General features: G+C 73.4%; 20 protein-coding genes. 12 read left to right on the top strand and 8 right to left on the bottom strand.

Features of this window, described 5'->3' with window-relative positions; translation table 11 throughout:
- The 4 genes from cseB to ACZ64A_RS35920 all read right to left on the bottom strand — a co-directional run bounded on the left by cseB (position 1) and on the right by ACZ64A_RS35920 (position 3,293).
- Positions 1-705 (bottom strand): two-component system response regulator CseB, encoded by a 705-nt coding sequence (gene cseB / locus ACZ64A_RS35935; RefSeq protein ID WP_469816140.1) that lies wholly within the window; start codon positions 703-705, stop codon positions 1-3.
- A gap of 131 nt (positions 706-836) precedes the next feature.
- A complete protein-coding gene (locus ACZ64A_RS35930; protein ID WP_469816139.1) occupies positions 837-1,505 on the bottom strand; it encodes a hypothetical protein in 669 nt (222 codons plus the stop codon).
- Positions 1,493-2,032, bottom strand: a complete 540-nt coding sequence (locus tag ACZ64A_RS35925) for a SigE family RNA polymerase sigma factor (RefSeq protein ID WP_361633701.1) — start codon at positions 2,030-2,032, stop codon at positions 1,493-1,495. The genes ACZ64A_RS35930 and ACZ64A_RS35925 overlap by 13 nt, the downstream gene beginning before the upstream one ends.
- A gap of 331 nt (positions 2,033-2,363) precedes the next feature.
- Entirely contained in the window at positions 2,364-3,293 is a 930-nt protein-coding gene (locus ACZ64A_RS35920; RefSeq protein ID WP_469816138.1) for an HhH-GPD family protein, read from the bottom strand.
- Positions 3,294-3,744: 451 nt separating this feature from the next.
- Between ACZ64A_RS35920 and ACZ64A_RS35915 the strand changes: the two genes are divergently transcribed.
- The gene (locus tag ACZ64A_RS35915) at positions 3,745-4,590 is read left to right on the top strand and encodes a hypothetical protein (protein ID WP_469816137.1); all 846 of its coding nucleotides are present in this window, start codon (positions 3,745-3,747) and stop codon (positions 4,588-4,590) included.
- Between the two features lie 102 nt (positions 4,591-4,692).
- Here the strand turns inward: ACZ64A_RS35915 and disA are convergent, their stop codons facing one another.
- Together disA and radA are read right to left on the bottom strand one after the other, a co-directional pair.
- Positions 4,693-5,817, bottom strand: a complete 1,125-nt coding sequence (disA, locus tag ACZ64A_RS35910) for a DNA integrity scanning diadenylate cyclase DisA (RefSeq protein ID WP_469816136.1) — start codon at positions 5,815-5,817, stop codon at positions 4,693-4,695.
- A gap of 79 nt (positions 5,818-5,896) precedes the next feature.
- Entirely contained in the window at positions 5,897-7,306 is a 1,410-nt protein-coding gene (gene radA / locus ACZ64A_RS35905; RefSeq protein ID WP_469816135.1) for a DNA repair protein RadA, read from the bottom strand.
- Between the two features lie 235 nt (positions 7,307-7,541).
- Here radA and ACZ64A_RS35900 point away from each other — a divergent pair, with 235 nt between their 5' ends.
- A complete protein-coding gene (locus ACZ64A_RS35900) occupies positions 7,542-9,272 on the top strand; it encodes a BACON domain-containing protein (protein WP_469816134.1) in 1,731 nt (576 codons plus the stop codon).
- A gap of 126 nt (positions 9,273-9,398) precedes the next feature.
- Here ACZ64A_RS35900 and ACZ64A_RS35895 read toward each other — a convergent pair whose 3' ends face one another.
- Positions 9,399-10,301, bottom strand: coding sequence for a DUF3109 family protein (locus ACZ64A_RS35895; RefSeq protein ID WP_469816133.1), 903 nt, complete (start codon positions 10,299-10,301; stop codon positions 9,399-9,401).
- Positions 10,302-10,384: 83 nt separating this feature from the next.
- Between ACZ64A_RS35895 and ACZ64A_RS35890 the strand changes: the two genes are divergently transcribed.
- The 4 genes from ACZ64A_RS35890 (at position 10,385) to ilvD (ending at position 16,203) form a co-directional block, all read left to right on the top strand.
- Positions 10,385-11,317: a Ppx/GppA family phosphatase gene (locus tag ACZ64A_RS35890; protein ID WP_469816132.1), complete on the top strand. Its 933-nt coding sequence runs from the start codon at positions 10,385-10,387 to the stop codon at positions 11,315-11,317.
- A gap of 1,425 nt (positions 11,318-12,742) precedes the next feature.
- Positions 12,743-13,567 (top strand): sugar phosphate isomerase/epimerase family protein, encoded by an 825-nt coding sequence (locus ACZ64A_RS35885; RefSeq protein ID WP_469816131.1) that lies wholly within the window; start codon positions 12,743-12,745, stop codon positions 13,565-13,567.
- The gene (locus tag ACZ64A_RS35880) at positions 13,564-14,202 is read left to right on the top strand and encodes a TetR/AcrR family transcriptional regulator (RefSeq protein WP_469816130.1); all 639 of its coding nucleotides are present in this window, start codon (positions 13,564-13,566) and stop codon (positions 14,200-14,202) included. Before ACZ64A_RS35885 ends, ACZ64A_RS35880 begins: the two co-directional genes overlap by 4 nt.
- Before the next feature lie 147 nt (positions 14,203-14,349).
- Positions 14,350-16,203: a dihydroxy-acid dehydratase gene (ilvD, locus tag ACZ64A_RS35875; RefSeq protein ID WP_469816129.1), complete on the top strand. Its 1,854-nt coding sequence runs from the start codon at positions 14,350-14,352 to the stop codon at positions 16,201-16,203.
- 173 nt (positions 16,204-16,376) lie between these two features.
- Here the strand turns inward: ilvD and ACZ64A_RS35870 are convergent, their stop codons facing one another.
- Positions 16,377-18,551, bottom strand: coding sequence for a protein kinase domain-containing protein (locus ACZ64A_RS35870; RefSeq protein WP_469816128.1), 2,175 nt, complete (start codon positions 18,549-18,551; stop codon positions 16,377-16,379).
- A gap of 179 nt (positions 18,552-18,730) precedes the next feature.
- Here ACZ64A_RS35870 and ACZ64A_RS35865 point away from each other — a divergent pair, with 179 nt between their 5' ends.
- The 6 genes from ACZ64A_RS35865 (at position 18,731) to proC (ending at position 23,303) form a co-directional block, all read left to right on the top strand.
- Positions 18,731-19,042, top strand: coding sequence for an SH3 domain-containing protein (locus ACZ64A_RS35865; RefSeq protein ID WP_469816127.1), 312 nt, complete (start codon positions 18,731-18,733; stop codon positions 19,040-19,042).
- Between the two features lie 79 nt (positions 19,043-19,121).
- On the top strand, positions 19,122-19,616 hold the full coding sequence (locus ACZ64A_RS35860) for an EamA/RhaT family transporter (RefSeq protein ID WP_469816126.1): 495 nt from the start codon (positions 19,122-19,124) through the stop codon (positions 19,614-19,616).
- Between the two features lie 269 nt (positions 19,617-19,885).
- Positions 19,886-20,701, top strand: a complete 816-nt coding sequence (locus ACZ64A_RS35855) for a class I SAM-dependent methyltransferase (protein WP_469816125.1) — start codon at positions 19,886-19,888, stop codon at positions 20,699-20,701.
- An 87-nt stretch (positions 20,702-20,788) separates the two neighbouring features.
- The gene (locus tag ACZ64A_RS35850) at positions 20,789-21,595 is read left to right on the top strand and encodes an ABC transporter ATP-binding protein (protein ID WP_469816124.1); all 807 of its coding nucleotides are present in this window, start codon (positions 20,789-20,791) and stop codon (positions 21,593-21,595) included.
- On the top strand, positions 21,592-22,368 hold the full coding sequence (locus ACZ64A_RS35845; RefSeq protein ID WP_469816123.1) for an ABC transporter permease: 777 nt from the start codon (positions 21,592-21,594) through the stop codon (positions 22,366-22,368). The genes ACZ64A_RS35850 and ACZ64A_RS35845 overlap by 4 nt, the downstream gene beginning before the upstream one ends.
- A gap of 122 nt (positions 22,369-22,490) precedes the next feature.
- Positions 22,491-23,303 carry a pyrroline-5-carboxylate reductase gene (gene proC / locus ACZ64A_RS35840; RefSeq protein ID WP_469816122.1) on the top strand — a complete coding sequence of 271 codons (813 nt, stop codon included), beginning with the start codon at positions 22,491-22,493 and terminating at the stop codon, positions 23,301-23,303.
- Positions 23,304-23,720 lie beyond the last annotated feature (417 nt).

Raw genomic sequence — 23,720 nt, 5'->3', positions numbered from 1 at the left:
TCAGGCCTTCAACTTGTAGCCGAAGCCGCGGACCGTCTCGATGCGGTCCTGGCCGATCTTGGTGCGCAGCCGCTGCACATGGACGTCGACGACACGGGTGTCCCCGCCCCAGCCGTAGTCCCAGACGCGCTCCAGGAGCTTGTCCCGCGACAGGACCGTGCCCGGTGCGGAGGAGAACTCCAGCAGCAGGCGCATCTCCGTCGGGGTCAGCGCCACCGGGCGGCCGGCCCGGCGCACCTCCATGCCGTCCGTGTCGACCTCCAGATCGCCGAACGTCAGCACGCCGCCCTGGTCCGCCGAGGCCGCGCCGTCCGCCTGCCGGTCGCCGCCGGCGTGCCCGAAGCGGCGCAGCACCGCGCGGATGCGCGCGACCAGCACGGCCCCGTCGAACGGCTTGGTCACGTAGTCGTCGGCGCCCGCCTCCAGGCCCAGCACCACGTCGATCGCGTCGGCGCGCGCCGACAGCATGATCACCGGGACGGTGGACTCGTCGCGGATGCGCCGGCACAGGCTGACGCCGTCCAGGCCCGGGACCATGACGTCCAGCAGCGCGATGTCGGGGCGGTTCGCCCGGAACGCCTCGAGGCCCGACAGGCCGTCGGGCATGGCGGTGACCACGAAGCCGTCCCGCTCCAGGGCGAGCTGGGTGGCCTCGCGGATGACGTCGTCGTCCTCGACGAACAGGACGTGGGTCTGGTCTGCCATCCCGGTGCTCTCAGTCCTTGTGTGCTTCTCGGTCGTAGGGCTCTCTGCGTGGACGCGTGGATCTCGCGGTGCGTTCACTTCTCCATCGGAACGAGCGGTGCGATCGGTTCACGCCCGCCGCGATGTCCGCGTCAGTTCTCCGCCGGCGCCGGTGCGGGCGCCTGTGCCGGAGTGGTGTCCACCGTGGTGCCGTAGTCGGTGTGGTGGAAGTCGTCCTGCACGAACCGGCCCGCTTTCCAGACGTACGTGATCACGTTCTCGCCGGACGGGTTCGACACCGGATCGCCATTCTTGTACACCTGCTTCGTCACCATCAGAGCGCCGCGGTCTATCTCCGCGTAGACCGGGGATTCCTCGGACTGGAACACATTCTGGTACCGGTCGCCGTCCGGGCGATACACGTACGAGCCGACGCCCACCGCGTCACCGCACGTCAGCACGTTGATGACGACGTCGTCGGCCGGTCCGTCGGTCAGGTCGCCGTACGACACGTCCACCGGGTAGTCGTCCCCCACGCACGGTCGCAGGCTCTTCTTGACCGCCTCCGAGACCAGCGGGTCCTCCTTGACGAGCCGGACCGGGTCCACCGACTTCATGGTGTGCACGGGGCTGGGGGAGGGCGAGGCCGCGGCGCCCGCGACCGAGTCGGCGCGGGCGGGACCCTCGTCACGGGTCCCCGTGCCGCCGGTGGCGCACGCGGAGACCAAAAGGGCGATGGCGGCGAGCACGGCCGCCGCCGTGATCACCGCCTGAAGACTCCCCCTGGACGGGGAGACGTCCCCGTCCGTCAGGCCGCGCACCGCTCCCGCTCCTCACGCTCCAGCGCGCGTGCGTCCAGATCGCGGGCCTCCAGCTCCTCGCGGAGCCGGGCGAGCGCCCGGTGCAGCGTGCTCTTGACCGTTCCGGCCGACATGCCGAGGGCGGCGGCCGTCTCCTCCGTGGACATCTGCTCCCAGTGTCGCAGCACGACGACGCTGCGCTGCTTCGGAGCGAGCACCTTCATGATGTCCATCAGCAGGGCGCGGTCGGCGTGCTGCTCGGTGGAGTCGTCCACGGAGGCGTCCGGGAGCTGCTCGGTGGGCACCTCCTCCAGCTTGCGGGCGCGCCACCACTCGGTCCGCGTGTTGATCATGACGCGTCGCAGGTAGGCGTCCGCCAGCCGCTTGTCGGCGATGCCCTCCCAGCGGCCGTAGGTGCGGGCCAGGGCGGTCTGGAGCAGGTCCTGGGCGTCGACCGGGTCCGGGACCAGCCGGCGGGCGCTGCGCAGCAGCGCGTCCTGCCGGGTGCGGACGTACTCCTCGAACTCGAGCACCTCGCCCTGCGCCATGATCAACCGCCTCCGAAAAGTCCCCGTGGTGCCGGCTGTCTGCTGCCGGTGTCCTGCCTGTGGTCGTCGTGTCCCTGACGGGCACGACAACGAAGGTACGGAGGCGTTGTCACGGCGTTGTGCGGAGCAGCCTGCGGCCAGCGCTCGGCTGTACGTCGGTTGTGTAACGGAAGCCGGTCGTGGGTAAAGGGGTGGGGCGCTTCGGTGCAGTATGTCCGGATTTGGGCTCTGTGATGGATCGTAACACGCGGCCGGACGCTGTGATGTGTCTGTGCGTCAGCCCGGAGCGGTCCGTGCGTGAACCGGCCGCGTGCTCGGCGGAGCCCCTGCGTCAGCTCAGCGGCAGCCGGTACAGGCCGCCCGGCAGCGGCTCCACCAGACCGTCCGCCACCAGACCGTCCAGCGCCCGGGCTCGCTGCACCGGCTCGTGCCACACCCGGTCCAGCGCGACCTGCGGCACGGGCGCGTGCGCCTCCCTCAGTACGGCGAGCAGCTTGCCGCGCACCTGTCGGTCGGTGCCGGCGTACGTCTGGCCGCGCCGCGGCGGCCCGTCGTGCTCCGGCTTGCCCGCCAGTCGCCACGCGCACTGCGCGGCGATCGGGCAGCGGTGGCAGTCCTCGTTCTTCGCCGTGCACACCAGGGCGCCCAGCTCCATCGAGGCCGCCGCCCAGCGTGCGGCGGTCCGCTCGTCCTCCGGCAGCAGCAGGCGGGCCAGCCGCCGCTCGGCGGCCGTGGTGGCGTTCGGCGGGTACTGCACCCCGCTCACCGCGCGCGCGAAGACCCGGCGCACATTGGTGTCCAGCACCGCGTGCCGCTGCCCGTACGCGAACGACGCCACCGCGGCGGCCGTGTACTCGCCGATGCCGGGCAGCGCGAGCAGCTGGGCGTGGTCGGCGGGTACGTCACCGCCGTGCCGTTCCGTTATCGCCACCGCCGCGCCGTGCAGACGCAGCGCGCGGCGCGGGTAGCCGAGCCGGCCCCAGGCGCGCACCGCCTCGCCGGGTGCCTCCCCGGCCAGGTCGGCGGGGCGGGGCCAGCGGGCCAGCCACTGCTCGTAGACGGGCATCACCCGGCTGACCGGCGTCTGCTGGAGCATGAACTCGCTGACCATCACACCCCAGGCACCCGCCTCCGGGCGCCGCCAGGGCAGATCACGCGCGTGCGCGTCGAACCAGGCGATGACAGGGGTGTGCAGTGCCTCACCGGCCGGCTCGGCCGACGGGTCGGGGCTGCTGTGCAAAAGCTTCGTGGGCGCAGTCATGGCGCTACCGATCCTGCCATGCACGACCACGCGCGCGTGCGCACCGACGGGGGGCGGGTCGGAGCACGGGCGGAGTCCGTGGGCGCGGGATGCGCGGACGCGGGCGGCGAGGAGTGCGGCCGAGAGGGGTGGGAGCGGCGGGGGCGAGCCCCTCGGGGAGAGGGGGAGGGTACGGCTGTGGGGGCTACGGGTCTGGGGTCACCGTGTGCGTGTCGGCTCGCGTGGGCGCGATGGCCGACCGGCTGGGACTGACCGGCTGGGGCCGGGGGGCAGGTGCGTCGGCCTACGGTCACAAGGCGGGACGAAACCTTGCCAATCGGACCCCTGACGCGACGAACGCCTTGTCGCTGTCGATCACTTGGGGGAGCGCCGGGATGATGATCCGGAAAAGTTGCGTCGCAGGCGGCGGGTGGCGCAAGCGAACGCAGCGATCTCTCGTACAGTTTGCGCCGTGGGATCTCTGCGCAATCCGGTCGGGCCGCTTCCCTCCTCCATCTACTGGCGACGGAGGGCCGTACTGCTGTCTGTGGTCGCGCTGTTGGCGCTGTTGATCACATGGGTCGTCACCTCGGGTGACGGCGGCGGCAAGAACGGCGCCGGTGGGTCCAACGGCAAGAATCCCGCGTCCTCGATCACGCCCGGCCCCACCGGTTCCGGTCCGGCGATCAGCCAACATCCCGGCGGCCGCGACGAGTCGAGCGGCGGGGACTCCAGCGGCTCGGATGCCGGAACCGGTGCGGGCGGCGGCTCCGGCACCGGCGGTGCAGGCGGTGCTGGTGGTGTCGGCGGTGCCGGTGGTGCCGGCGGTGCGGATTCGGTCGGCGGGGCGGACGACGGGATCAACGGCAGTGCGGGCGGCGGCAGCGGCGCGGGCGCGGCGCTGCCGGCGGGCTCCCCGCTGCCCAACTGCGCTCCTGGCGCCGTGACGTTGACGCTGCGCAGCGTTCGCAACAGCTACACCCCGGACCAGACCCCCACCTTCCAGATCGTCGCGCGCAACACCTCCGCCCACGACTGCAAGGTCGATCTCGGACCGAAGAACACGGTGGTGACGGTCAGTCAGGAAGGCGACCAATTCTGGTCCTCCGCCGACTGCCCCAAGGGCAGCGGGAGTCTGCTGTACCGGGTGCCGGCGAGCAGCAGCATCACATACGTCGTGACGTGGGACCGCCGGGCGAGCGCGCCGCAGTGTGCGACGCCTCCGGCCCGGACGGCCACGCCGGGGACGTATCTGGTGGAGGCGAAGGCGCCCGGGTTCGAGAAGGCGCAGACGTCGTTCGTCCTCGCGGCGGACTGACGCGGAACGCGGCCGCACGGACATCGCTACGGCCAAAGGGGTGCCGCCCGGCCCGGGCAGGCACCCCTTGTCGTGTCTCAGGAGCCGGCGAACCGCCGGAGGCTAGACGTACCGCTCCAGGATCGAGGACTCCGCCAGTCGCGACAGGCCCTCGCGGACGCTGCGGGCGCGGGCCTCGCCGACGCCGTCGACGGTCTGCAGGTCGTCGACGCTGGCGGCGAGCAGCTTCTGCAGGCCGCCGAAGTGCTCCACCAGACGGTCGATGATCGCGCCGGGCAGGCGCGGGACCTTCGCCAGCAGCCGGAAGCCGCGCGGCGAGACCGCGGAGTCGAGGGCCTCGGGGGAGCCCGTGTAGCCCAGGGCGCGGGCCACCGTGGACAGCTCCAGCAGCTCGGCGTGGGTGAGCTTGTCCAGCTCGGCCAGCGCCTCCTCGACCGTACGGGAACGCTTGGCGGTCGGCTCGGGGACGTAGTCCCGCACGACCAGCTCGCGCTCGGGCTCGACGCCGGCGATCAGCTCGTCGAGCTGGAGGGCCAGCAGACGCCCGTCGGTGCCCAGTTCGACGACGTATTCGGCGATTTCGGTGGCGATGCGGCGCACCATCTCCAGCCGCTGTGCGACCGCGGAGACGTCCCGGACCGTCACCAGGTCCTCGATCTCCAGCGCCGACAGCGTGCCCGCGACCTCGTCCAGGCGCAGCTTGTAGCGCTCCAGGGTGGCCAGCGCCTGGTTGGCGCGGGACAGGATCGCCGCCGAGTCCTCCAGGACGCGGCGCTGCCCGTCGACGTACAGGGCGATCAGCCGCATGGACTGGGAGACGGAGACGACCGGGAAGCCGACCTGCTTGGAGACGCGGTCCGCCGTGCGGTGCCGGGTGCCGGTCTCCTCCGTCGGGATCGTCGCGTCGGGGACGAACTGGACACCCGCCCGCAGGATCTTCGACAGGTCCGAGGAGAGCACGATGCCGCCGTCCAGCTTGCACAGTTCGCGCAGCCGGGTCGCGGTGAACTCCACGTCCAGGACGAAGCCGCCCGTGCACATCGTCTCGACCGTCTTGTCGAAGCCGAGCACGATCAGGCCGCCGGTGTTGCCGCGCAGCACCCGCTCGAGGCCGTCCCGCAGGGCGGTGCCCGGTGCCACAGCGCTCAGCGAGGCGCGCATCAGGCCATCGGAACCGGCACTCCCACCGGACTTTCCGGGAGCTGCTGCCCGGTCGTTGGCTGCCACTGCACTCCTCCGGTCGCAGGTTCTGGGGCGCTCCCGTTGCGCACTCGGTTCGTACGGACGGGCGGGACCAGGGCAAAGTCTACCGGCGGTCCTCCGCCTCCCGTGGGGCCTCTCGGCGACGGGAGCGCGGCAGCACCCGCAGCGCGTCCCCTATGTCGGCGACTTCCAGGACCTTCATACCGGCCGGGATCTTCCCCGGATCGCCCGGCACGAGCGCGTGGGTGAAGCCCAGCCGGTGTGCCTCGGACAGGCGCCGCTGCACGCCCGTGACCCGTCTGACCTCGCCCGCCAGGCCCACCTCGCCGATCGCGACCAGGTTCTTCGGCAGGGGAGTGTCGCTGGCGGCGGAGGCCAGGGCGAGGGCGATCGCGAGGTCCGCGGCGGGCTCCGACAGTTTCACGCCGCCGACCGTCGCGGAGTAGATGTCCCTTTTGCCCAGGGCGCTGATCCGGCCGCGCTGCTCCAGCACCGCCAGCATCATCGACACCCTGGACGTCTCCAGACCGGACGTCGTACGGCGCGGGGAGGGGATCTGGGAGTCCACGGTGAGCGCCTGGACCTCGGCCACCAGCGGGCGGCGGCCCTCCAGCGTGACCGTCAGGCAGGTGCCCGGGACCGGCTCGTCACGACGGGTCAGGAACAGGCCGCTCGGGTCGGTGAGGCCGGTGATGCCCTCGTCGTGCAGCTCGAAGCAGCCGACCTCGTCCGTGGTGCCGTAGCGGTTCTTCACGCCGCGCACCAGGCGCAGGCGCGCGTGCCGGTCGCCCTCGAAGTGGAGCACCACGTCCACGAGGTGCTCCAGCAGGCGGGGTCCGGCGATCGAGCCGTCCTTGGTGACATGGCCCACCAGCAGCGTGGACATGCCGCGCTCCTTGGAGGCGCGGATCAGGGCGCCGGCCACCTCGCGGACCTGTGCCATGCCACCGGGCGCGCCGTCGATCTCGGGCGAGGCCACCGTCTGCACCGAGTCCATGATCAGCAGCGAGGGCTTGACCGCGTCCAAGTGGCCGAGCACGGCTGCCAGGTCGGTCTCGGCGGCCAGGTAGAGGTGGTCGTCGATGGCGTTGATCCGGTCGGCGCGCAGCCGGACCTGGCTCGCGGACTCCTCGCCGGTGACATAGAGGGTGGGGTGCTCCTGGCTGGCCGACTTGGCGGCGACGTCGAGCAGGAGGGTGGACTTGCCGACGCCGGGCTCACCGGCGACGAGCACGACCGCGCCGGGGACCAGACCGCCGCCGAGGACACGGTCGAGCTCCGGCACGCCGGTGGGGCGGGCGGTGGCCTGGCGGCCGTCGACCTGGCCGATGGGCAGCGCGGAGGTGGTGACACGGCCCGGCGCCGTCGTACGGACCGCGGGCGCGCCGTACTCCTCGACCGTGCCCCAGGCCTGGCATTCGGGGCAGCGGCCGAGCCACTTCGCCGTCTGCCAGCCGCATTCCGTGCAGCGGTAGGAAGGACGGTCCTTGGTGGTCTTGGTACGGGCAGCCATGGACCACACCGTAGCGGCCGGGTCTGACAGCGGGCCCCGGCGGCGGTACGGCGGCGGGGGCCCCTGAGGGCAGGGACCCGCGCTCCCTCGACGGGAACCGGCCACTCGTTGCCCGGAACCGGCCACGGAACGGAGAGCTGCTGTCCCCTATTGAGGGATCGTTTCACCCGTACGGATTAAAAGTGCTCAAGGCGGCCAAGAGGGCCTGCTCGTGCCGCCTACGGTCGCACGGGTGATGAGCAGCACTCCGGAGACCTCGACCCGCACCACCGGCGCACACCGGGCGCACCGGGAGGCGCGCGACCGCGCTGCGGCGCGCACGCTGGCGCAGCGCCCGCCCGCGCGCTACGAGCCGTATCTCGACGGGCTGTTCACCTACTGCCTGTCCGTCCTGTGCGACCACGACTCGGCCACCGCCGCCCTCGCCGACGCGCTCGCCCTCGCCGAGCGCCGCGGCACGCGCGTCCCGGAGGCCGCCGGGGACCGCCGCGCCTGGCTGTACGCGCTGGCCCGCTGGGCGTGCCTGCGGGGGCTCGCCGAGGCCAAGCAGAAACGTCAGGCCAGCCACGCCGCGGGCCGCCCCGGCAGTGCCGGGCAGCCGGAGACCGGCGTGCCGGTCGCCCCTCGGACGCAGGAGCAGCGGCGCCGCGAACTGGGCCTGCTCGCCTGGCCGGAGGCGGCCGGGACCACGCCCGAGCAGCGCGAGGCCCTGGAACTCGCCGTGCGCCACCACCTGGCCGCCCACGAGGTCGCCGCCGTGCTCGGCATGGATCTGGCCGCCGCCCGCGAGCTGCTGGCCGCGGCGGCCTGCGAGGTGGAGCGCACGCGCGCGGCGCTCGCCGTCGTGGAGACCGGCGCCTGCGCGAGCGTGGCCCGTCTGACCGGCGACGGCCGGTTCGTGCTGAGCAGCACCCTGCGCCGCGAACTGGTCCGGCACGTCGACGACTGCCCCCGCTGCCGCCGCACCGCCGAACGCGCGGTCCCCGGCCGCTGGCCCGGCGCCGGCGTCACCCCCGCCGAGCTGCCGGTGCTGGAGGCGCCCCGCGCGGCCCTGCACGTCGCACTCGCGCACCACCCACGCGCGCGTGGCCTCGCCGTGCCGCGCTTCGACCGGCGTGGCTTTCCCATGGACCCCAAGGACCGCGCGGCGCGCCGCGACCGGCTGCGCGCGCGTGCCGTGACGACGACCGTCGTCGCCACGGTCGTCGCCGCCCCCGTCCTCGCCCTGTGGGCCGCCTACCGGGGCGCACCGGCAGGCGAGGACACCGCGGGCGGCCCGGCCGCAGCCCGCCACGACCACGGGGTGGGCACGCTCGACGGCGAGAGCGCGGGCGGCGGCTACGAGAACGCCGGCAACGCCAGCACCCGGCCCGGCGCCCGTTTCGGCCAGGGCGACGACAGCGACGTCTCCGTCGAGGTCGTCAGCGTCGCCGGAGCCGGTACCCAGGGCGCCGGCCTGGAGGTCACCGCCGGCAGCCGGGGCGACACCACGCTGATCACCCTCACGGCGACCGGCACGAGCCCCGTGCGCTGGTCGGCCGCCACCGGGGCCGCCTGGCTCTACCTCAGTCAGTCCTCGGGAACGCTCCAGCCCGGTGAGTCGTTCACGATCCAGGTGCACGTCGACCCCCTGCGCGAGCCGTCCGGCCACTGGAGCGCGCGGGTGGCGATCGCACCCGCGGGCGCCGTCGTCTCCATCGAGGGCTACGGCACCGCGCCCAGCCCCTCCGACCCCGGCACCGGCCCGGGCAGGCCCACCGACCCGCCCTCGTCCGGCCCCGACCCGACGCCCACCGCCTCGGCCCCTACGGATCCCGGCGGCTCGCCCACGCCGAGCAGCCCGCCGCCGTCGCCCGACCCCACGCCCACCGAGCCCACCCCGTCCGACCCGGGCGGCTCCACCGACCCGGGAGGCTCGACCCCGCCGCCAAGCGACGGCGGCACCCCGAGCCCGCCTGCGTCGTGACGCCGGACGCGATACGGCGCCGTACGCCTTACGCATACGGCGCCGGAACGCACCTCACGGCTTGTGCACGAGCCGTTCTCGGGCCCGCGGGCCGGGCGCGCACGGGGTCCCCGCTCACGGGCCGGGTCAGCGTGCCGGGTCCGCCGGGTGCGGGGCGAGCAGGGGCAGCCGGGAGGCCAGCCGCTCCTCGCACAGCTCGACCAGCCGGTCGTAGCCGGCCTTGCCCATCAGCTCGGTCAGCTCGGCCCGGTAGGAGACGTACACCGGGTCGCCCGCGCCGTGCGCCGAGGTGGCCGACGTGCACCACCAGTGCAGGTCGTGGCCGCCGGGACCCCAGCCGCGGCGGTCGTACTCCCCGATGGAGACCTGCAGCACGCGCGTGTCGTCGGGCCGCTCGATCCAGTCGAAGGTCCGCCGGATCGGCAGCTGCCAGCACACGTCCGGCTTGGTCTCCAGCGGCTCGCGGCCCTCGCGCAGGGCCAGGATGTGCAGCGAGCAACCCGCGCCGCCCGCGAAGCCCGGCCGGTTCTGGAAGATGCAGGAGCCCTGGTAGGGCCGGGTCTGCCGCTCGCCGTCCTCGTCCTCGGAGACCCAGCCGTTCCTCGTGCCCTCGGCGTGGTGCTGCCAGATCTCAGGCGTGAGCCGCGCCACATGCCCGGCGACCCGCTTCTCGTCGTCCTCGTCGGAGAAGTGCGCGCCCAGCGTGCAGCACCCGTCGTCAGCGCGGCCCGCCTGGATGCCCTGGCAGCCGCTGCCGAAGATGCAGTTCCAGCGAGAGGTCAGCCATGTCAGATCGCACCGGAAGACCTGTTCGTCGTCCGCCGGATCCGGGAACTCCACCCATGCGCGGGCGAAGTCGAGGCCCTTCTCGTCGGCCACCGGCGCCTCCGGGCCCAGCAGGGCCTTCTTCGGCTTCTTCGCCGCCTTCACCACCTTCGCCTGCGAAGGAACCGTGGAGGATTTGCTCGACTTATCGGCTTTCGCCGCCTTGGCCGGATTTTCGTCCTTCGCCTTTTTCGTCTTTGGCACCCGTCCAGGGTAAGTCGCCGGGTGCCCGTCCGGGCACCGCACGGGGGACCGAACCCGGCGCCGCTGGCAGTAGCGTTCCCTACATGAGACTCGGTGTCCTCGACGTGGGATCGAACACGGTGCATCTGCTGGTGGTGGACGCGCACCCCGGCGCACGCCCGCTGCCCGCGCACTCGCACAAGACGGAGCTGCGACTCGCCCAACTCCTGGACGACGAGGGCTGCATAGGCGCCGAGGGCATCGACAAACTGGTCGCCGTCGTCAAGGAGGCCCTGCAGGCCGCCGAGGACAAGGGCGTGGAGGACCTGCTGCCGTTCGCCACCTCCGCCGTCCGTGAGGCCGGCAACGCCGACGACGTCCTCGCGCGCGTGCAGGCCGAGACCGGCGTCGAACTGCAGGTTCTCACCGGCGAGGAGGAGGCCCGGCTCACCTTCCTCGCGGTCCGCCGCTGGTTCGGCTGGTCCGCCGGGAAACTGCTCGTCCTCGACATCGGCGGCGGCTCCCTGGAGATCGCCTACGGCATGGACGAGGAACCGGACACGGCCGTCTCGCTGCCGCTGGGCGCCGGCCGCCTCACCGCCGGCTGGCTGCCCGGCGATCCGCCCGACCCCGAGGACGTCCGCGCCCTGCGCCGCCACGTCCGCGCGCAGATCGCGCGTACGGTCGGTGAATTCAGCCGGTTCGGCGCCCCGGACCACGTGGTCGCCACCTCCAAGACCTTCAAGCAGCTGGCCCGCATCGCCGGTGCGGCGCGCTCGGCGGAGGGCCTGTACACCCAGCGGGAACTGAAGCGGGAGAGCCTGGAGGCCTGGGTTCCCAAGCTCGCCGACATGACCGTCGCCCAGCGCGCCGAGCTCCCCGGCGTCTCCGAGGGCCGCGCGGGCCAGCTCCTCGCCGGCGCGCTGGTCGCCGAGGGCGCGATGGACCTCTTCGAGGTGGAGGCCCTGGAAATCTGCCCCTGGGCCCTGCGCGAGGGAGTGATCCTCCGCCGCCTGGACCACATGGGCTCGGCGTAAGTCCGGCAGGGGTACGCGGGGCGGCCCCGCGGCGAACCCGGCAGGCGAGTCCGCCGAGCGACCCGGCCACGCGGGTCCGTCGCGTGCGCTGGGCCCGCGGTCCGACGCGTGGGCTGCCCACGCGGGTCCGACGCCACGCGGGTCCGTTGCGCGGCTAGGCCACGCGGGTCCGGCAGCCGCAGCCTGGTACGCCGCTCACCGCGACGGCGCGGTGCGGTGCGGTGGCCCGCGCCTCGGGCCTCGCGGGCCCGCGGACGCGTAGGGCACCGGCAGCGACGGCGGGCGACCGCCCCGACGCACCTCGCAGCCGCGCACGGCGCGGCAGCGGCCGGCGGTCCACCCCGCCCACCCCCCAGCCGCGTGCGGCGCTCCTCGCGGCGACGGCTGGCGCCATCCGCCTCGCCGTTCGCCGCCGTGCATGGCGCTCCTCGCGTCCGGTCGTCGGCCCGGCGGCCCCTCGGCACGCCGGGGCCGCGTGTGGCGCTGCCCGCGGCGGCGGGCGCCTCCCAGCCCCTCCGACGCCGCCGCGCAGGGCGCTCCGCAGTGGCGGCCGGTCGGTGGCTGGTCGTCGGCTCGGCGGCTGCCCGCCAAGCCCACAGCCGCGTACGGCGCTCCCCGCGGCGACGGCCTGCGCCCCCGCCCCCGCTCGCCGCCGGGCACGGCGCTGCGCAGCGGCGGCCGGTCGTCGGCTCGGCGGCTGCCCGCCAAGCCCGCAGCCGCGTACGGCGCTCCCCGGGGCGACGGCCTGCGCCCCCGCCCCCGCACGCAGCCGGGCACGGCGCTGCGCAGCGGCGGCCGGTCGTCGGCTCGGCGGCCCCCCGCCAAGCCCGCAGCCGCGTACGGCGCTCCCCGGGGCGACGGCCTGCGCCCCCGCCCCCGCACGCAGCCGCGCATGGCGCTCCGCAGCGGCGGCCGGTCGTGGGCCGGGCGGCGACCCGGCACGTCGGGGCCGCGTGGGGCGGCTCCCCGCGGCGACGGTCGGCGCCCAGCCGCCGCCCGGTCGGCACCCAACCGTCGCCCCGCCCGCCCCCCGCCAAGCCCACAGCCGCGTACGGCGCTTTCCGCGCGGCGACAGCCGTCGGCCGCCCCACCCGCCCGCCGCGCACGGCGCTCCCCGTGGCGACGGCCTGCGCCCCAGCCCCCGCGGCGACGGCCTGCGCCCCCGCCCCCGCACGCAGCCGCGCATGGCGCTCCGCAGCGGCGGCCGGTCGTGGGCCGGGGGCGACCCGGCACGTCGGGGCCGCGTGGGGCGGCTCCCCGCGGCGACGGTCGGCGCGCAGCCGCCGCCCAGCCGCCGCCCAGCCGCCGCCCAGCCGTCGCCCCGCCCGCCCCCCCCCGCCAAGCCCGCAGTCGCGATATGGCAATGCCCACAACGGCCATTGGGCACCCCCCGTCCGAACACCCGCACCCCGTAACCTGTCCCCCATGGCAGAGCCAGTCGTACGGATTCCGGATGCGAAGGTCGCGCTGTCGACGGCCTCGGTGTATCCGGAGTCGACGGCCACGGCCTTCGAGATCGCCGCGCGCCTCGGTTACGACGGTGTCGAGGTCATGGTGTGGACCGACCCGGTCAGCCAGGACATCGAGGCGTTGCGCAGACTCAGCGACTACCACCGCATCCCGATCCTCGCCGTGCACGCCCCCTGCCTGCTGATCACGCAGCGGGTGTGGTCCACCGACCCGTGGACCAAGCTGCAGCGCGCCCAGGCGGCGGCCGAGAAGCTCGGCGCGAGCACGGTCGTCGTCCATCCGCCCTTCCGCTGGCAGCGCCAGTACGCCCGCGACTTCGTGGACGGCATCTGGCGCATGGCGAACGAGACGGACGTGCGGTTCGCCGTGGAGAACATGTACCCCTGGCGCTACCGCGACCGCGAGATGCTCGCGTACGCCCCCGACTGGGACGTCACGAAGGACGACTACCGTCACTTCACGATCGATCTCAGTCACACCGCGACCGCCCGCAGTGACGCGATCCAGATGATCGACCGCATGGCCGACCGCCTCGGCCACGTCCACCTCGCCGACGGCCGCGGCTCCGCCAAGGACGAGCACCTGGTGCCCGGCCGCGGCACCCAGCCCTGCGCCGAAGTGCTCGAACGGCTCGCCGTGAACGGCTTCGACGGCCATGTCGTCATCGAGGTCAACACCCGCCGCGCCATGTCCAGCGCGGAGCGCGAGGCCGACCTCGCCGAGGCCCTGGCCTTCACCCGCCTGCATCTGGCGTCCGCGGTGAAGGTGCCCCGGCGATGACGGACCCCGGCGACACCCCGGCCCCGGCGGCCGCCCCGGCCGGCGCCCGCCGCCGCGGGCGTCCCCCGCGCACCGAGTCGGCCGGCACGCGTGACCGCCTCCTGGCCGCTGCCCGCGAGGAGTTCTCCGAGCGCGGCTACGAGAAGACGTCCGTGCGCGGCATCGCCAAGGCCGCCGGTGTCGACTCGGCGCTCGTCCATCACTACTTCGGTACCAAGGAACAGATCTTCGAGGCGGCCATCGAGGTCGCCTTCGCGCCGGCCCTGACGATGCGCGACGCGGCCCTGGCCGGTCCCCTCGCCGACGTCGGTGAGCGCATGACTAGGCTGCTCCTGGGCCTGTGGGAGAACCCGGCCACCCGCACACCGCTGCTCGCCATCGTCCGCTCGGCGGTGAACAACGAGACCGCGGCGGCCGCGCTGCGCCGCCTGGTCTCCGCGCAGCTGCTGCGCCGGGTCGCCGGGGAGCTGCGGACCGCGGACGCCGAGCTGCGCGCCGAGCTGGCGGCCGCGCAGCTGGTCGGCACGGTGATGCTGCGGTACGTGATCAAGGTCGAGCCGCTGGCGTCGGTGGACGTCGAACAGATCGTCGCCCGCCTCGCCCCGGTCGTACAGACGCACCTGACGGGTGCCTGACGGGCGCCTGAAAAACGCCGGAACACGCTGAAGAACGAGACGCCTGTCCCGCATTCCGGACACCCTGTCCCGGCCCCTGGATGACCGGCGTACGCTCGACTGCAGTCAGAATTCTCTGACCGAAGGTCTTAGAAGGAGCGAGCGACGATGCCCGAGCTGAGGTCCCGCACAGTCACCCACGGCCGCAACATGGCGGGCGCCCGCGCCCTGATGCGCGCCTCCGGTGTACCCGGTGCGGACATCGGCCGGAAGCCCATCATCGCGGTCGCCAACAGCTTCACCGAGTTCGTCCCGGGCCACACCCACCTGGCGCCGGTCGGCCGGATCGTCAGCGAGGCGATCAAGGAGGCGGGCGGCATCCCGCGCGAGTTCAACACGATCGCCGTGGACGACGGCATCGCGATGGGCCACGGCGGCATGCTCTACTCCCTGCCCTCCCGCGACCTGATCGCGGACAGCGTGGAGTACATGGTCGAGGCGCACTGCGCCGACGCCCTGGTCTGCATCTCCAACTGCGACAAGATCACCCCGGGCATGCTCAACGCGGCCCTGCGCCTGAACATCCCGACGGTCTTCGTCTCCGGCGGCCCGATGGAGTCCGGCCGCGCCACCCTCGTCGACGGCACGGTCCGTACGCTCGACCTGGTCGACGCGATGTCCGAGGCCGTGAACGAGAAGATCTCGGACGAGGACATGCTCCGTATCGAGGAGAGCGCCTGTCCGACCTGCGGCTCGTGTTCCGGCATGTTCACCGCCAACTCGATGAACTGCCTGACCGAGGCCATCGGCCTGTCCCTGCCCGGCAACGGCTCGGTCCTCGCCACCCACACCGCGCGCAAGCAGCTCTACGTCGACGCCGCGCGCACCGTGATGGACCTCGTCCACCGCTACTACGAGCAGGACGACGACTCCGCCCTGCCGCGCAACATCGCCACCATCCAGGCGTTCGAGAACGCCATGGCCCTCGACATCGCGATGGGCGGCTCCACCAACACGATCCTGCACCTGCTGGCCGCCGCCCAGGAGGCCGGTGTGCCCTTCGGCCTGGAGCAGATCGACGCCGTCTCCCGCCGGGTGCCGTGCCTGGCGAAGGTCGCGCCGAACGTCGCCAAGGACCGCACGTACTACATGGAGGACGTGCACCGCGCCGGCGGCATCCCCGCCCTCCTCGGCGAGCTGCACCGCGCCGGTCTGCTGAACGAGGACGTGCACTCGGTGCACAGCCCGTCGCTGGCCGACTGGCTCAAGACCTGGGACGTGCGCGGCGGCTCCCCGTCGCCCGAGGCCGTCGAGCTGTGGCACGCGGCGCCCGGCTGCGTCCGCTCCGCCGAGGCGTTCTCCCAGTCCGAGCGCTGGGAGGCGCTGGACACCGACGCCGAGGGCGGCTGCATCCGCTCCGCCGAGCACGCCTACTCCAAGGACGGCGGCCTCGCGGTCCTGCGCGGCAACCTCGCCGTCGACGGCTGCGTGGTGAAGACCGCCGGTGTCGACGAGTCGATCTGGACCTTCGAGGGTCCGGCGGTCGTCTGCGAGTCGCAGGAGGAGGCCGTCCAGAAGATCCTCACCCAGCAGGTCAAGGAGGGCGACGTCGTCGTCATCCGCTACGAGGGCCCCAAGGGCGGCCCCGGCATGCAGGAGATGCTCTACCCGACCTCGTACCTGAAGGGCCGGGGCCTGGGCAAGGCCTGCGCGCTGGTCACCGACGGCCGCTTCTCCGGCGGCACGTCCGGCCTGTCCATCGGCCACGCCTCCCCTGAGGCGGCCTCGGGCGGCACGATCGCCCTTGTCGAGGACGGCGACCGTATCCGCATCGACATCCCGAACCGTTCGATCGAGCTGCTGGTCGACGACGCGGAGCTGGCCCGCCGTGAGCAGGCCCTGAACGGCGCCTACCGCCCGAAGAACCGCGACCGCAAGGTCTCGGCGGCCCTGCGCGCCTACGCCGCGATGGCCACCAGCGCCGACAAGGGCGCGGTGCGCGACGTCTCCAAGCTCGGCTGACCTCTCCCGGCCGCCCCGGGCGCCTCTACGGCCGCCCCGGGCACCTCTACGACGCCGAAGGGCCGCTCCCCCAGGGGGCGGCCCTTCGCCCGTCCCCCCCCCGCGGTGTCGCCCGTCTCACCCCCGGGGCCGCCGTCGCCCCCGGCGCCCGCAGGCCCCCGCCCCCACGGTCCCTACCAGTCGCCCGGTGCCCCCGCCGCGACCGCGAACACCGTGCCGTCCGGAGCGGAGGTGTACACGCGGCCGTCGGTGATCACCGGTGTGGGCAGGCTCGCGGCGATGCGGTCCGCGCCCGTGCCCAGCCGGGCGCGGGTCTGGCCGACGAGGCCGCCGGTGCGGGCGTCGACGCCGAGCAGCCGGCCGTCGGCCGCCGTGACGTACACCCGCGCCCCGTCCGCGGTCGGCGCCGAGGCACGGCTCACGGACGTCTCCAGCGACCACAGCAGTCTGCGCGCGCTCATGTCGACGGCGTCCAGGGAGCCTCCGACCCCCATCAGATAGACGACGTCCTCCCGCACCGCGGCCTGCACCCCCTGCCGGGCGACGGGCAGCGCGACCCGGCGCGTGGCCCCGGTCGCGGGGGAGTACCGCACGACGGCGGTCGCCTCGCCGTACGTCCGGTCCTGGGCGAGCAGATACACCGATCCGCCCTGCGCACCGACGAGATCCAGCATCCCGTTCAGCCGGGCCTCCCGGCGCACCTCACCCGTGCGCGGGTCCACGGCGGTGACGCGGGTGTGCTTCCCGTCGCCCGACACGCTCGTCGCGTACGCCGCCGTGTCCCCGGCGAACGACTCGAACGACGGCGTGGCCTGTCCCGCGATCCGGTGGCTCCACACCGTGGCACCCGTCGCCGCGTCCAGGCCCGTCACCGTGCCGTGCGCACCGGTGAGCAGCAGCATGCCGCCGACGGCCCGGAATCCGGCGTACGCGGGCACGTCCTGGCGTCTGCGCACCTCGCCGGAGGCCGGGTCGAGCGCCTCCAGCCGCCGTCCTTGGTCCGCGGGGGCGTACACGAGGCCGCCCGCGACGACCGGCGGGCCACCGGAGCGCCCCCGTACGGCGGTGTGCCGCCACAGCAGCCGCCCGTTCTCGGGGTCGAGCGCGAAGACCACGCCGGGCCGGGCACACAGCAGCCGCCCGGCGCCGGGGGCGCACTCGGCGGCACCGCCGGCGCTGCCCGCCACCGGTTCCGCTTCCCACCCGGCGAATCCGTCCCGCGCGGACCGCGGCGTCGCACCACCCGCCGTGGGACCGCCGTCGATCAGCGGGACGACGGCGAACGCACCGCCCGCGATCAGTGCCACCGTGCCGACGGCGAGGGCGATCCGCCCGCGTCGGCGCCCGCGCGCACGGTCTCCCGCGCCCGCTGCTCCCGGCTCCTTGTCGTCCGGTGCCCCTGTCCCACCTCCCGTCGCCGCACTGCCAAGGCCGTCCTTCGAGGCGGACGGCGACGGCCCCTCGCCGGTCCGCCGGGCCCCCGTCCGCTGGGCCGGTATGAACGCCTGCGTGTCGTACGAGGCCGCCACCGAGCGCAGCTCCCGCATCAGCTCGTCCGGTGTCGGCCGCTCCTCCGGCTCCTTGGCGAGACAACGTCCCACCAGCGCCGCGAGGTTCCCGGGCACGCCGGTCAGATCCGGTTCGTCGTGGACGACGGCGTAGGCGACGACGTACGGACTGTCGGAGTCGAACGGACCCCGCCCGGTCGCCGCGTGCACCATCACCGAACCCAGCGCGAAGACGTCGGCCGCGGGCCCCACCTGCCGGGGCCTGCGGAACTGCTCCGGTGCCATGAACGGCGGCGTGCCGATCAACTTGCCGGTCTCGGTGCGCAGTTCGCTGTCCTTGGGCCGGGAGATGCCGAAGTCGATGACCTTCGGACCGTCCTCGGCGAGCAGCACGTTGCTCGGCTTCAGATCCCGGTGCACCACCCCGACCCGGTGGATGTCGCGCAGCGCCTCCGCCAGCCCCGCCATCAGCCGGCGCAACTCCGCGGCCGGCATCGGGCCGTTGTGCTTGACGTGCTCGGACAGTGTCGGTCCGGGGATGAACAGGGTCGCCATCCACGGCCGTTCGGCTTCCGGATCGGCGTCGACGACGGGCGCGGTGAAGGCGCCGCTCACCCGGCGCGCGGCCACGATCTCCTGCCGGAACCGGCCGCGGAACTCGGGGTCCCTGGCGAACTCCGCGTGGACGACCTTCACCGCGAGCCGCATTCCGGACGCGCTGCGGGCCAGGTGTACGACGCCCATGCCGCCCGAGCCCAGACGGGACTCCAGCAGATAGTGACCGGCGTATTCCGGAAGTTCCGCTTCCGCGCCCGCCCCGGTGTTCCTCTGTGGCGCCATGGAACCCCCCGTGCTCTTCGTCCGCGCGCGCGACGCACGGAGCCTAGTCGATGACTCGAACAAGACAGAGGCGGCTTGCTAGCGTTCGCGTGCGAGTCGCGCACAGGTGTTTCGCCGCGCGACACGAGGGAATCGACGCGACCCCACGCCTGCCGTGGGGTGCAACGGGGGAGGTCATCATGTCGGTCGACCATGTCGACGAAACCGCAGGTGAAGCAGTACAGACGCAGGCCGCGACGGCGCTGCGCTACTACGACGTGGCGCCCGGCGTCCGTCTGAACGTGCGCAGCGGCCCCGGCACCGGCTACCCGATCGTCAAGATCCTGCCGGAGGGCATCAAGGTCCCGGTCTACTGCCAGACCCCGGGCACCCGTGTGTCCGGCTACTACGGCACCACCGCCATCTGGGACAACATCGGCAACGGCGAGTTCGTCTCCGACGCCTACGTACACACCGGCAGCGACGGCTACATCGCCCCGCGCTGCGCCTGAGCGACGGCGCGCCCGGCCGCGGCACCGCAGGGGAGCCGCGGCGCGGGCCCGCCGGGCGGCCGGCGCCATAATCGAGGGCGTGAGCGACGACAACGGCACCCCGGCCACCGCCACCGGCCCCCGGCCGGAACCCCTGCGCTTCTTCGGCACCACCTGGGTCGACCACACCCATGGCTACACGGCCCGCCGCATCGGCGTCGCCGTCGGCTCGCTCGTCGCCGCGGCGGCCGCCTGCCTCGTGCTGCGCTTCGCCTACGAGGGACTGGCCCTCGCGGACACCGGCAGCTTCGTGACCGTGCTGGTCATCGCGATGTTCGCGATCTGCAGCGCGCTCGCCTTCCGGCACACCTGGGACTCCTTCGGCAAGCGCCCCGACCCGGAACGCCACGCCAACCTGCGCGGCCTGCTCGCCATCGGCTTCGTCGGCTCCCTGCTCGCCTACTTCTTCCGCTCCCTGAGCGAGGCGCCGGGCGAGAAACTCCACCGCGCCGAGTACGAGGAAGCCCTCGACCAGCACCGACGCCGCACGGCGAAGAGGTCGGGCAACCCCGTCAGGAAGAAGCGGCGTTCCTAGTGCTGCGACCGGAAAGGTTCACCGGCTCGCGACGCCCGGCACGGCACCGCGCCGCGTTGTCGCATCACCCGAGTACATCCAGTACGCGGGCGATGCTCCGCCTTGCGATGCTCCCCCACTGCCTGGACGGCGTGGGAGGTGCCCCCAGCACCGGACGCCGCGAGCTATCCGGCAAACCTTTCCGGTCACAGCACTAGCCGCATCGGGAGGGCGCACGCGGGGAGCGAAATCCACCTGCCCCCGGCGACCGCCGCGGACACCATGGCCCCATGACATCGACGACGGAGCCCACCCGCGCTGCCACCCCGGCATCCCCCGACCCGGCCCCTTCGCAGGCCGACCGCGCCCACTCCTTCAACGCCGCCGCTGCCCAGTACGCAGCCCACCGCCCCTCGTACCCGGACGCGCTGTTCGACGCCGTCGAGGAACTCGCCGGGCGCCCCCTCACCGGCGCGCGCGTCGCCGACGTCGGCGCGGGCACCGGTATCGCGACCGGCCTCCTCGCCCGCCGTGGCGCCGACGTCCTCGCCGTGGAGCCGGGCGCCGGCATGGCCGCCGAGCTGCGCCGCGGCCTGCCCGACGTGCGGCTCGTCCGCGGCGACGGCAACGCCCTGCCGCTCGCCGACGCCTCCGTGGACCTCCTCACCTACGCCCAGTCCTGGCACTGGACCGACCCGGCCCGCGCGGTCCCGGAGGCCCGGCGCGTACTGCGCCCGGGCGGCGCGCTGGCGCTGTGGTGGAACACCAGCGCCCTCGACGTGCAGTGGATCGACGAGCAGACGACGCGCATCGCCCGTCACTTCGGCATCGACGTCGGCGTCGCGAAGAAGGACGCCGCCGGTTCGTACGCCGCCGACCCCACCGGAAGCCTCGACTTCGCCCGCCGCCGGGTCCGCTGGAGCCGCCGCGTCCCCGTCGACACCCACCTCGCCAACATCGGCAGCCACTCCGTCTTCCTGGTCCACGGGGAGAACAGCGCCCGCGCCTTCCTCACCGCCGAGCGCGCCCACCTGCTGACCGTCTTCCCGGACGGGGTGGTGGAGGAGACGTACGACGTCGAGCTGCTGGTCGCCCGCCCCACCTGACCCCATCCCCACCACCGCCCTGCGCCCGTGAGGCCCGCGCCCCGCGGGCGCTTGACGTTCCCCACCACCGGACGCATTATTCACCACATGATGAATTACTCGTCCGGTACACCCCCGACGACCCCCGAAGCGCCACTCCCCCCAGCCGTCCACGCCACCGGCCTCACCGCCGTCCGCGGCCCGCGCACCGTCCTGCACGGCCTGGACTTCACCGTCCCGCGCGGCCGCATCACCGGCCTCCTCGGCCCCTCCGGCTGCGGCAAATCCACCCTCCTGCGCGCGATCGTCGGCACCCAGGCCAAGGTCACCGGCACCCTCGACGTCCTCGGCCACCCCGCAGGCCACCCCGCCCTGCGCACCCGCATCGGCTACGTCACCCAGGCCCCGTCCGTCTACGACGACCTGTCCATCCGCCAGAACCTCGACTACTTCGCGGCCGTCCTCAACCCCGCACAGGCCACCCCCGACCGGCGCGCCGACGTCGACCGCGTCCTCACCGACGTCGACCTCACCCACCACGCCGACGCCCTCGCCGGCAACCTCTCCGGCGGCCAGCGCAGCCGCGTCTCCCTCGCCGTCGCCCTGCTCGGCACCCCCGAGCTGCTCGTCCTCGACGAACCCACCGTCGGCCTCGACCCCGTCCTGCGCCGCGACCTGTGGAACCTCTTCCACACCCTCACCGACCGCGGCACCACACTCCTCGTCTCCTCCCACGTCATGGACGAAGCCGAGCGCTGCCACCGCCTGCTGCTCATGCGCGACGGACGCATCCTCGCCGAGGACACCCCCGACGCCCTGCGCGCACGCACCGGAACCGACACCGTCGAGGCCGCCTTCCTCCACATGGTCGACCAGGTGACCGCCGAAACCCGCGCCCAGGAGACCACCCGATGAACACCACCACGACCCCACCGGCCCCCACCCGCGCCCTGCACCCCGCCCGCACCACCGCCACCGCCGCCCGGGTCCTGCGCCAGCTCACCCACGACCCGCGCACCATCGCGCTGATGCTCCTCACCCCCTGCGTGATGCTCTTCCTGCTGCGCTACGTCTTCGACGGCAACCCGCGCACCTTCGACAGCATCGGCGCCTCCCTGCTCGGGATCTTCCCGCTGATCACGATGTTCCTGGTGACCTCCATCGCCACCCTGCGCGAACGCACCTCGGGCACCCTCGAACGCCTCCTCGCCCTGCCCCTCGGCAAAGGCGACCTGATCGCCGGCTACGCCCTCGCCTTCGGCGCCGTCGCGATCCTCCAGTCCGCCCTCGCCACCGCCCTCGCACTGTGGGTCCTCGGCCTGGACGTCACCGGCAGCCCCTGGCTGCTCCTGCTGGTGGCCCTGCTCGACGCCCTCCTCGGCACGGCCCTCGGCCTCTTCGTCTCGGCCTTCGCGGCCTCCGAATTCCAGGCGGTCCAGTTCATGCCGGCCGTGATCTTCCCCCAGCTGCTCCTGTGCGGCCTGTTCACCCCGAGGTCCGACATGCACCCCGCCCTCGAAGCGATCTCCGACGTCCTCCCCATGTCGTACGCCGTCGACGGCATGAACGAGGTCCTCCACCACACCGACATGACCGCCACCTTCGTCCGCGACGTCCTCGTCGTGGCCGGCTGCGCCCTCCTCGTCCTCGCCCTCGGCGCCGCCACCCTCCGACGCCGTACGGCCTGACGCGCGGCCGACCGCCCAGGCGCCCCGCGCACCGTCCCGCCCACCGGACACCGCGGGCCCGCCCCCGCCGGCGGTGCGAGGATGCCTCCAGGACGACGCACCCTTCGGAGGCATCCCCAGCCATGACGCAGAAAGTCGCAGTTCTCGGCACCGGCAAGATCGGCGAAGCCCTGCTCAGCGGAATGATCCGCAGCGGCTGGACCCCGGCCGACCTCCTCGTCACGGCCCGCCGCCAGGAACGCGCCGACGAACTGAGCTCCCGCTACGGCGTCACCCCGGTCACCAACGCCGAGGCCGCCAAGACCGCGGACACCCTGATCCTCACGGTCAAGCCGCAGGACATGGGCACCCTCCTCGACGAACTCGCCCCCCATGTCCCCGCCGACCGGCTGGTCATCAGCGGCGCCGCGGGCATCACCACCGCGTTCCTCGAGGAGCGCCTCGCCGCGGGCACCCCGGTCGTGCGCGTCATGACGAACACCCCCGCCCTGGTCGACGAGGCCATGTCCGTCATCTCTGCCGGCAGCCACGCCACCGCGGCGCACCTGGCGCACACCGAGGAGATCTTCGGCGCCGTCGGCAAGACGCTCCGCGTCCCCGAGTCCCAGCAGGACGCCTGCACCGCCCTGTCCGGCTCCGGCCCGGCGTACTTCTTCTATCTCGTCGAGGCCATGACGGACGCCGGCATCCTGCTCGGCCTGCCCCGCGACAAGGCCCACGACCTGATCGTCCAGTCCGCGATCGGCGCCGCGACCATGCTCCGCGACAGCGGCGAGCACCCGGTCAAGCTCCGCGAGAACGTCACCTCTCCCGCGGGTACGACCATCAACGCCATCCGCGAGCTGGAGAACCACGGTGTACGGGCCGCCCTGATCGCCGCCCTCGAAGCCGCCCGTGACCGCAGCCGCGAGCTGGCCTCCGGCACCAAGGACTGAGCCCTCCGCAGTCAGGGCCGCGGCTCCGCGACTCCCGCCGGGGTGTGCTCCCGCAGCGAGTTGACACACCCCGGTGGCATCCGTAAGGTTCTTCGAGTTGTCCGACGTGAGAGCCGACTCCGGTCGGTCCCCGGACAGCCATTCCGCAAGTCCCACCAGCTACTCGTCGGCCAGACGTATGTCTGCGCTGTTGTCGTGTCGTCGGTGCGCGTATTTGCGAAATGAGGAATCCGCGTTCGAAAGGACGCAGGGCCCCGATTAGCTCGGGGGCCGGGAATCCGCTAAAGTCTCACTCGTCGGAACGGCCCAACAGCCGGGAAGGCAAACCCCGCTGACCGGGGATCAGACGCCGAAAGGATCTGATAGAGTCGGAACCGCCGGAAAGGGAAACGCGAGAGCGGAAACCTGGAAAGCACC

The sequence above is a fragment of the Streptomyces sp. NPDC104814 genome (genome assembly GCF_055583185.1).
The sequence above is the reverse complement of the archived record's forward strand: the minus strand, read 5'-3'. Positions and strand labels throughout refer to the sequence as shown.

What these genes read in the sequence shown, in the direction of transcription:
- cseB (WP_469816140.1), bottom strand. Translation starts at nt 705, where the DNA reads ATGGCAGACCAGACCCACGTCCTGTTCGTCGAGGACGACGACGTCATC.
- ACZ64A_RS35925 (WP_361633701.1), bottom strand. Translation starts at nt 2,032, where the DNA reads ATGGCGCAGGGCGAGGTGCTCGAGTTCGAGGAGTACGTCCGCACCCGG.
- ACZ64A_RS35920 (WP_469816138.1), bottom strand. Translation starts at nt 3,293, where the DNA reads ATGACTGCGCCCACGAAGCTTTTGCACAGCAGCCCCGACCCGTCGGCC.
- radA (WP_469816135.1), bottom strand. Translation starts at nt 7,306, where the DNA reads ATGGCTGCCCGTACCAAGACCACCAAGGACCGTCCTTCCTACCGCTGC.
- ACZ64A_RS35900 (WP_469816134.1), top strand. Translation starts at nt 7,542, where the DNA reads ATGAGCAGCACTCCGGAGACCTCGACCCGCACCACCGGCGCACACCGG.
- ACZ64A_RS35890 (WP_469816132.1), top strand. Translation starts at nt 10,385, where the DNA reads ATGAGACTCGGTGTCCTCGACGTGGGATCGAACACGGTGCATCTGCTG.
- ACZ64A_RS35885 (WP_469816131.1), top strand. Translation starts at nt 12,743, where the DNA reads ATGGCAGAGCCAGTCGTACGGATTCCGGATGCGAAGGTCGCGCTGTCG.
- ACZ64A_RS35880 (WP_469816130.1), top strand. Translation starts at nt 13,564, where the DNA reads ATGACGGACCCCGGCGACACCCCGGCCCCGGCGGCCGCCCCGGCCGGC.
- ilvD (WP_469816129.1), top strand. Translation starts at nt 14,350, where the DNA reads ATGCCCGAGCTGAGGTCCCGCACAGTCACCCACGGCCGCAACATGGCG.
- ACZ64A_RS35870 (WP_469816128.1), bottom strand. Translation starts at nt 18,551, where the DNA reads ATGGCGCCACAGAGGAACACCGGGGCGGGCGCGGAAGCGGAACTTCCG.
- ACZ64A_RS35865 (WP_469816127.1), top strand. Translation starts at nt 18,731, where the DNA reads ATGTCGGTCGACCATGTCGACGAAACCGCAGGTGAAGCAGTACAGACG.
- ACZ64A_RS35855 (WP_469816125.1), top strand. Translation starts at nt 19,886, where the DNA reads ATGACATCGACGACGGAGCCCACCCGCGCTGCCACCCCGGCATCCCCC.
- ACZ64A_RS35850 (WP_469816124.1), top strand. Translation starts at nt 20,789, where the DNA reads ATGATGAATTACTCGTCCGGTACACCCCCGACGACCCCCGAAGCGCCA.
- ACZ64A_RS35845 (WP_469816123.1), top strand. Translation starts at nt 21,592, where the DNA reads ATGAACACCACCACGACCCCACCGGCCCCCACCCGCGCCCTGCACCCC.
- proC (WP_469816122.1), top strand. Translation starts at nt 22,491, where the DNA reads ATGACGCAGAAAGTCGCAGTTCTCGGCACCGGCAAGATCGGCGAAGCC.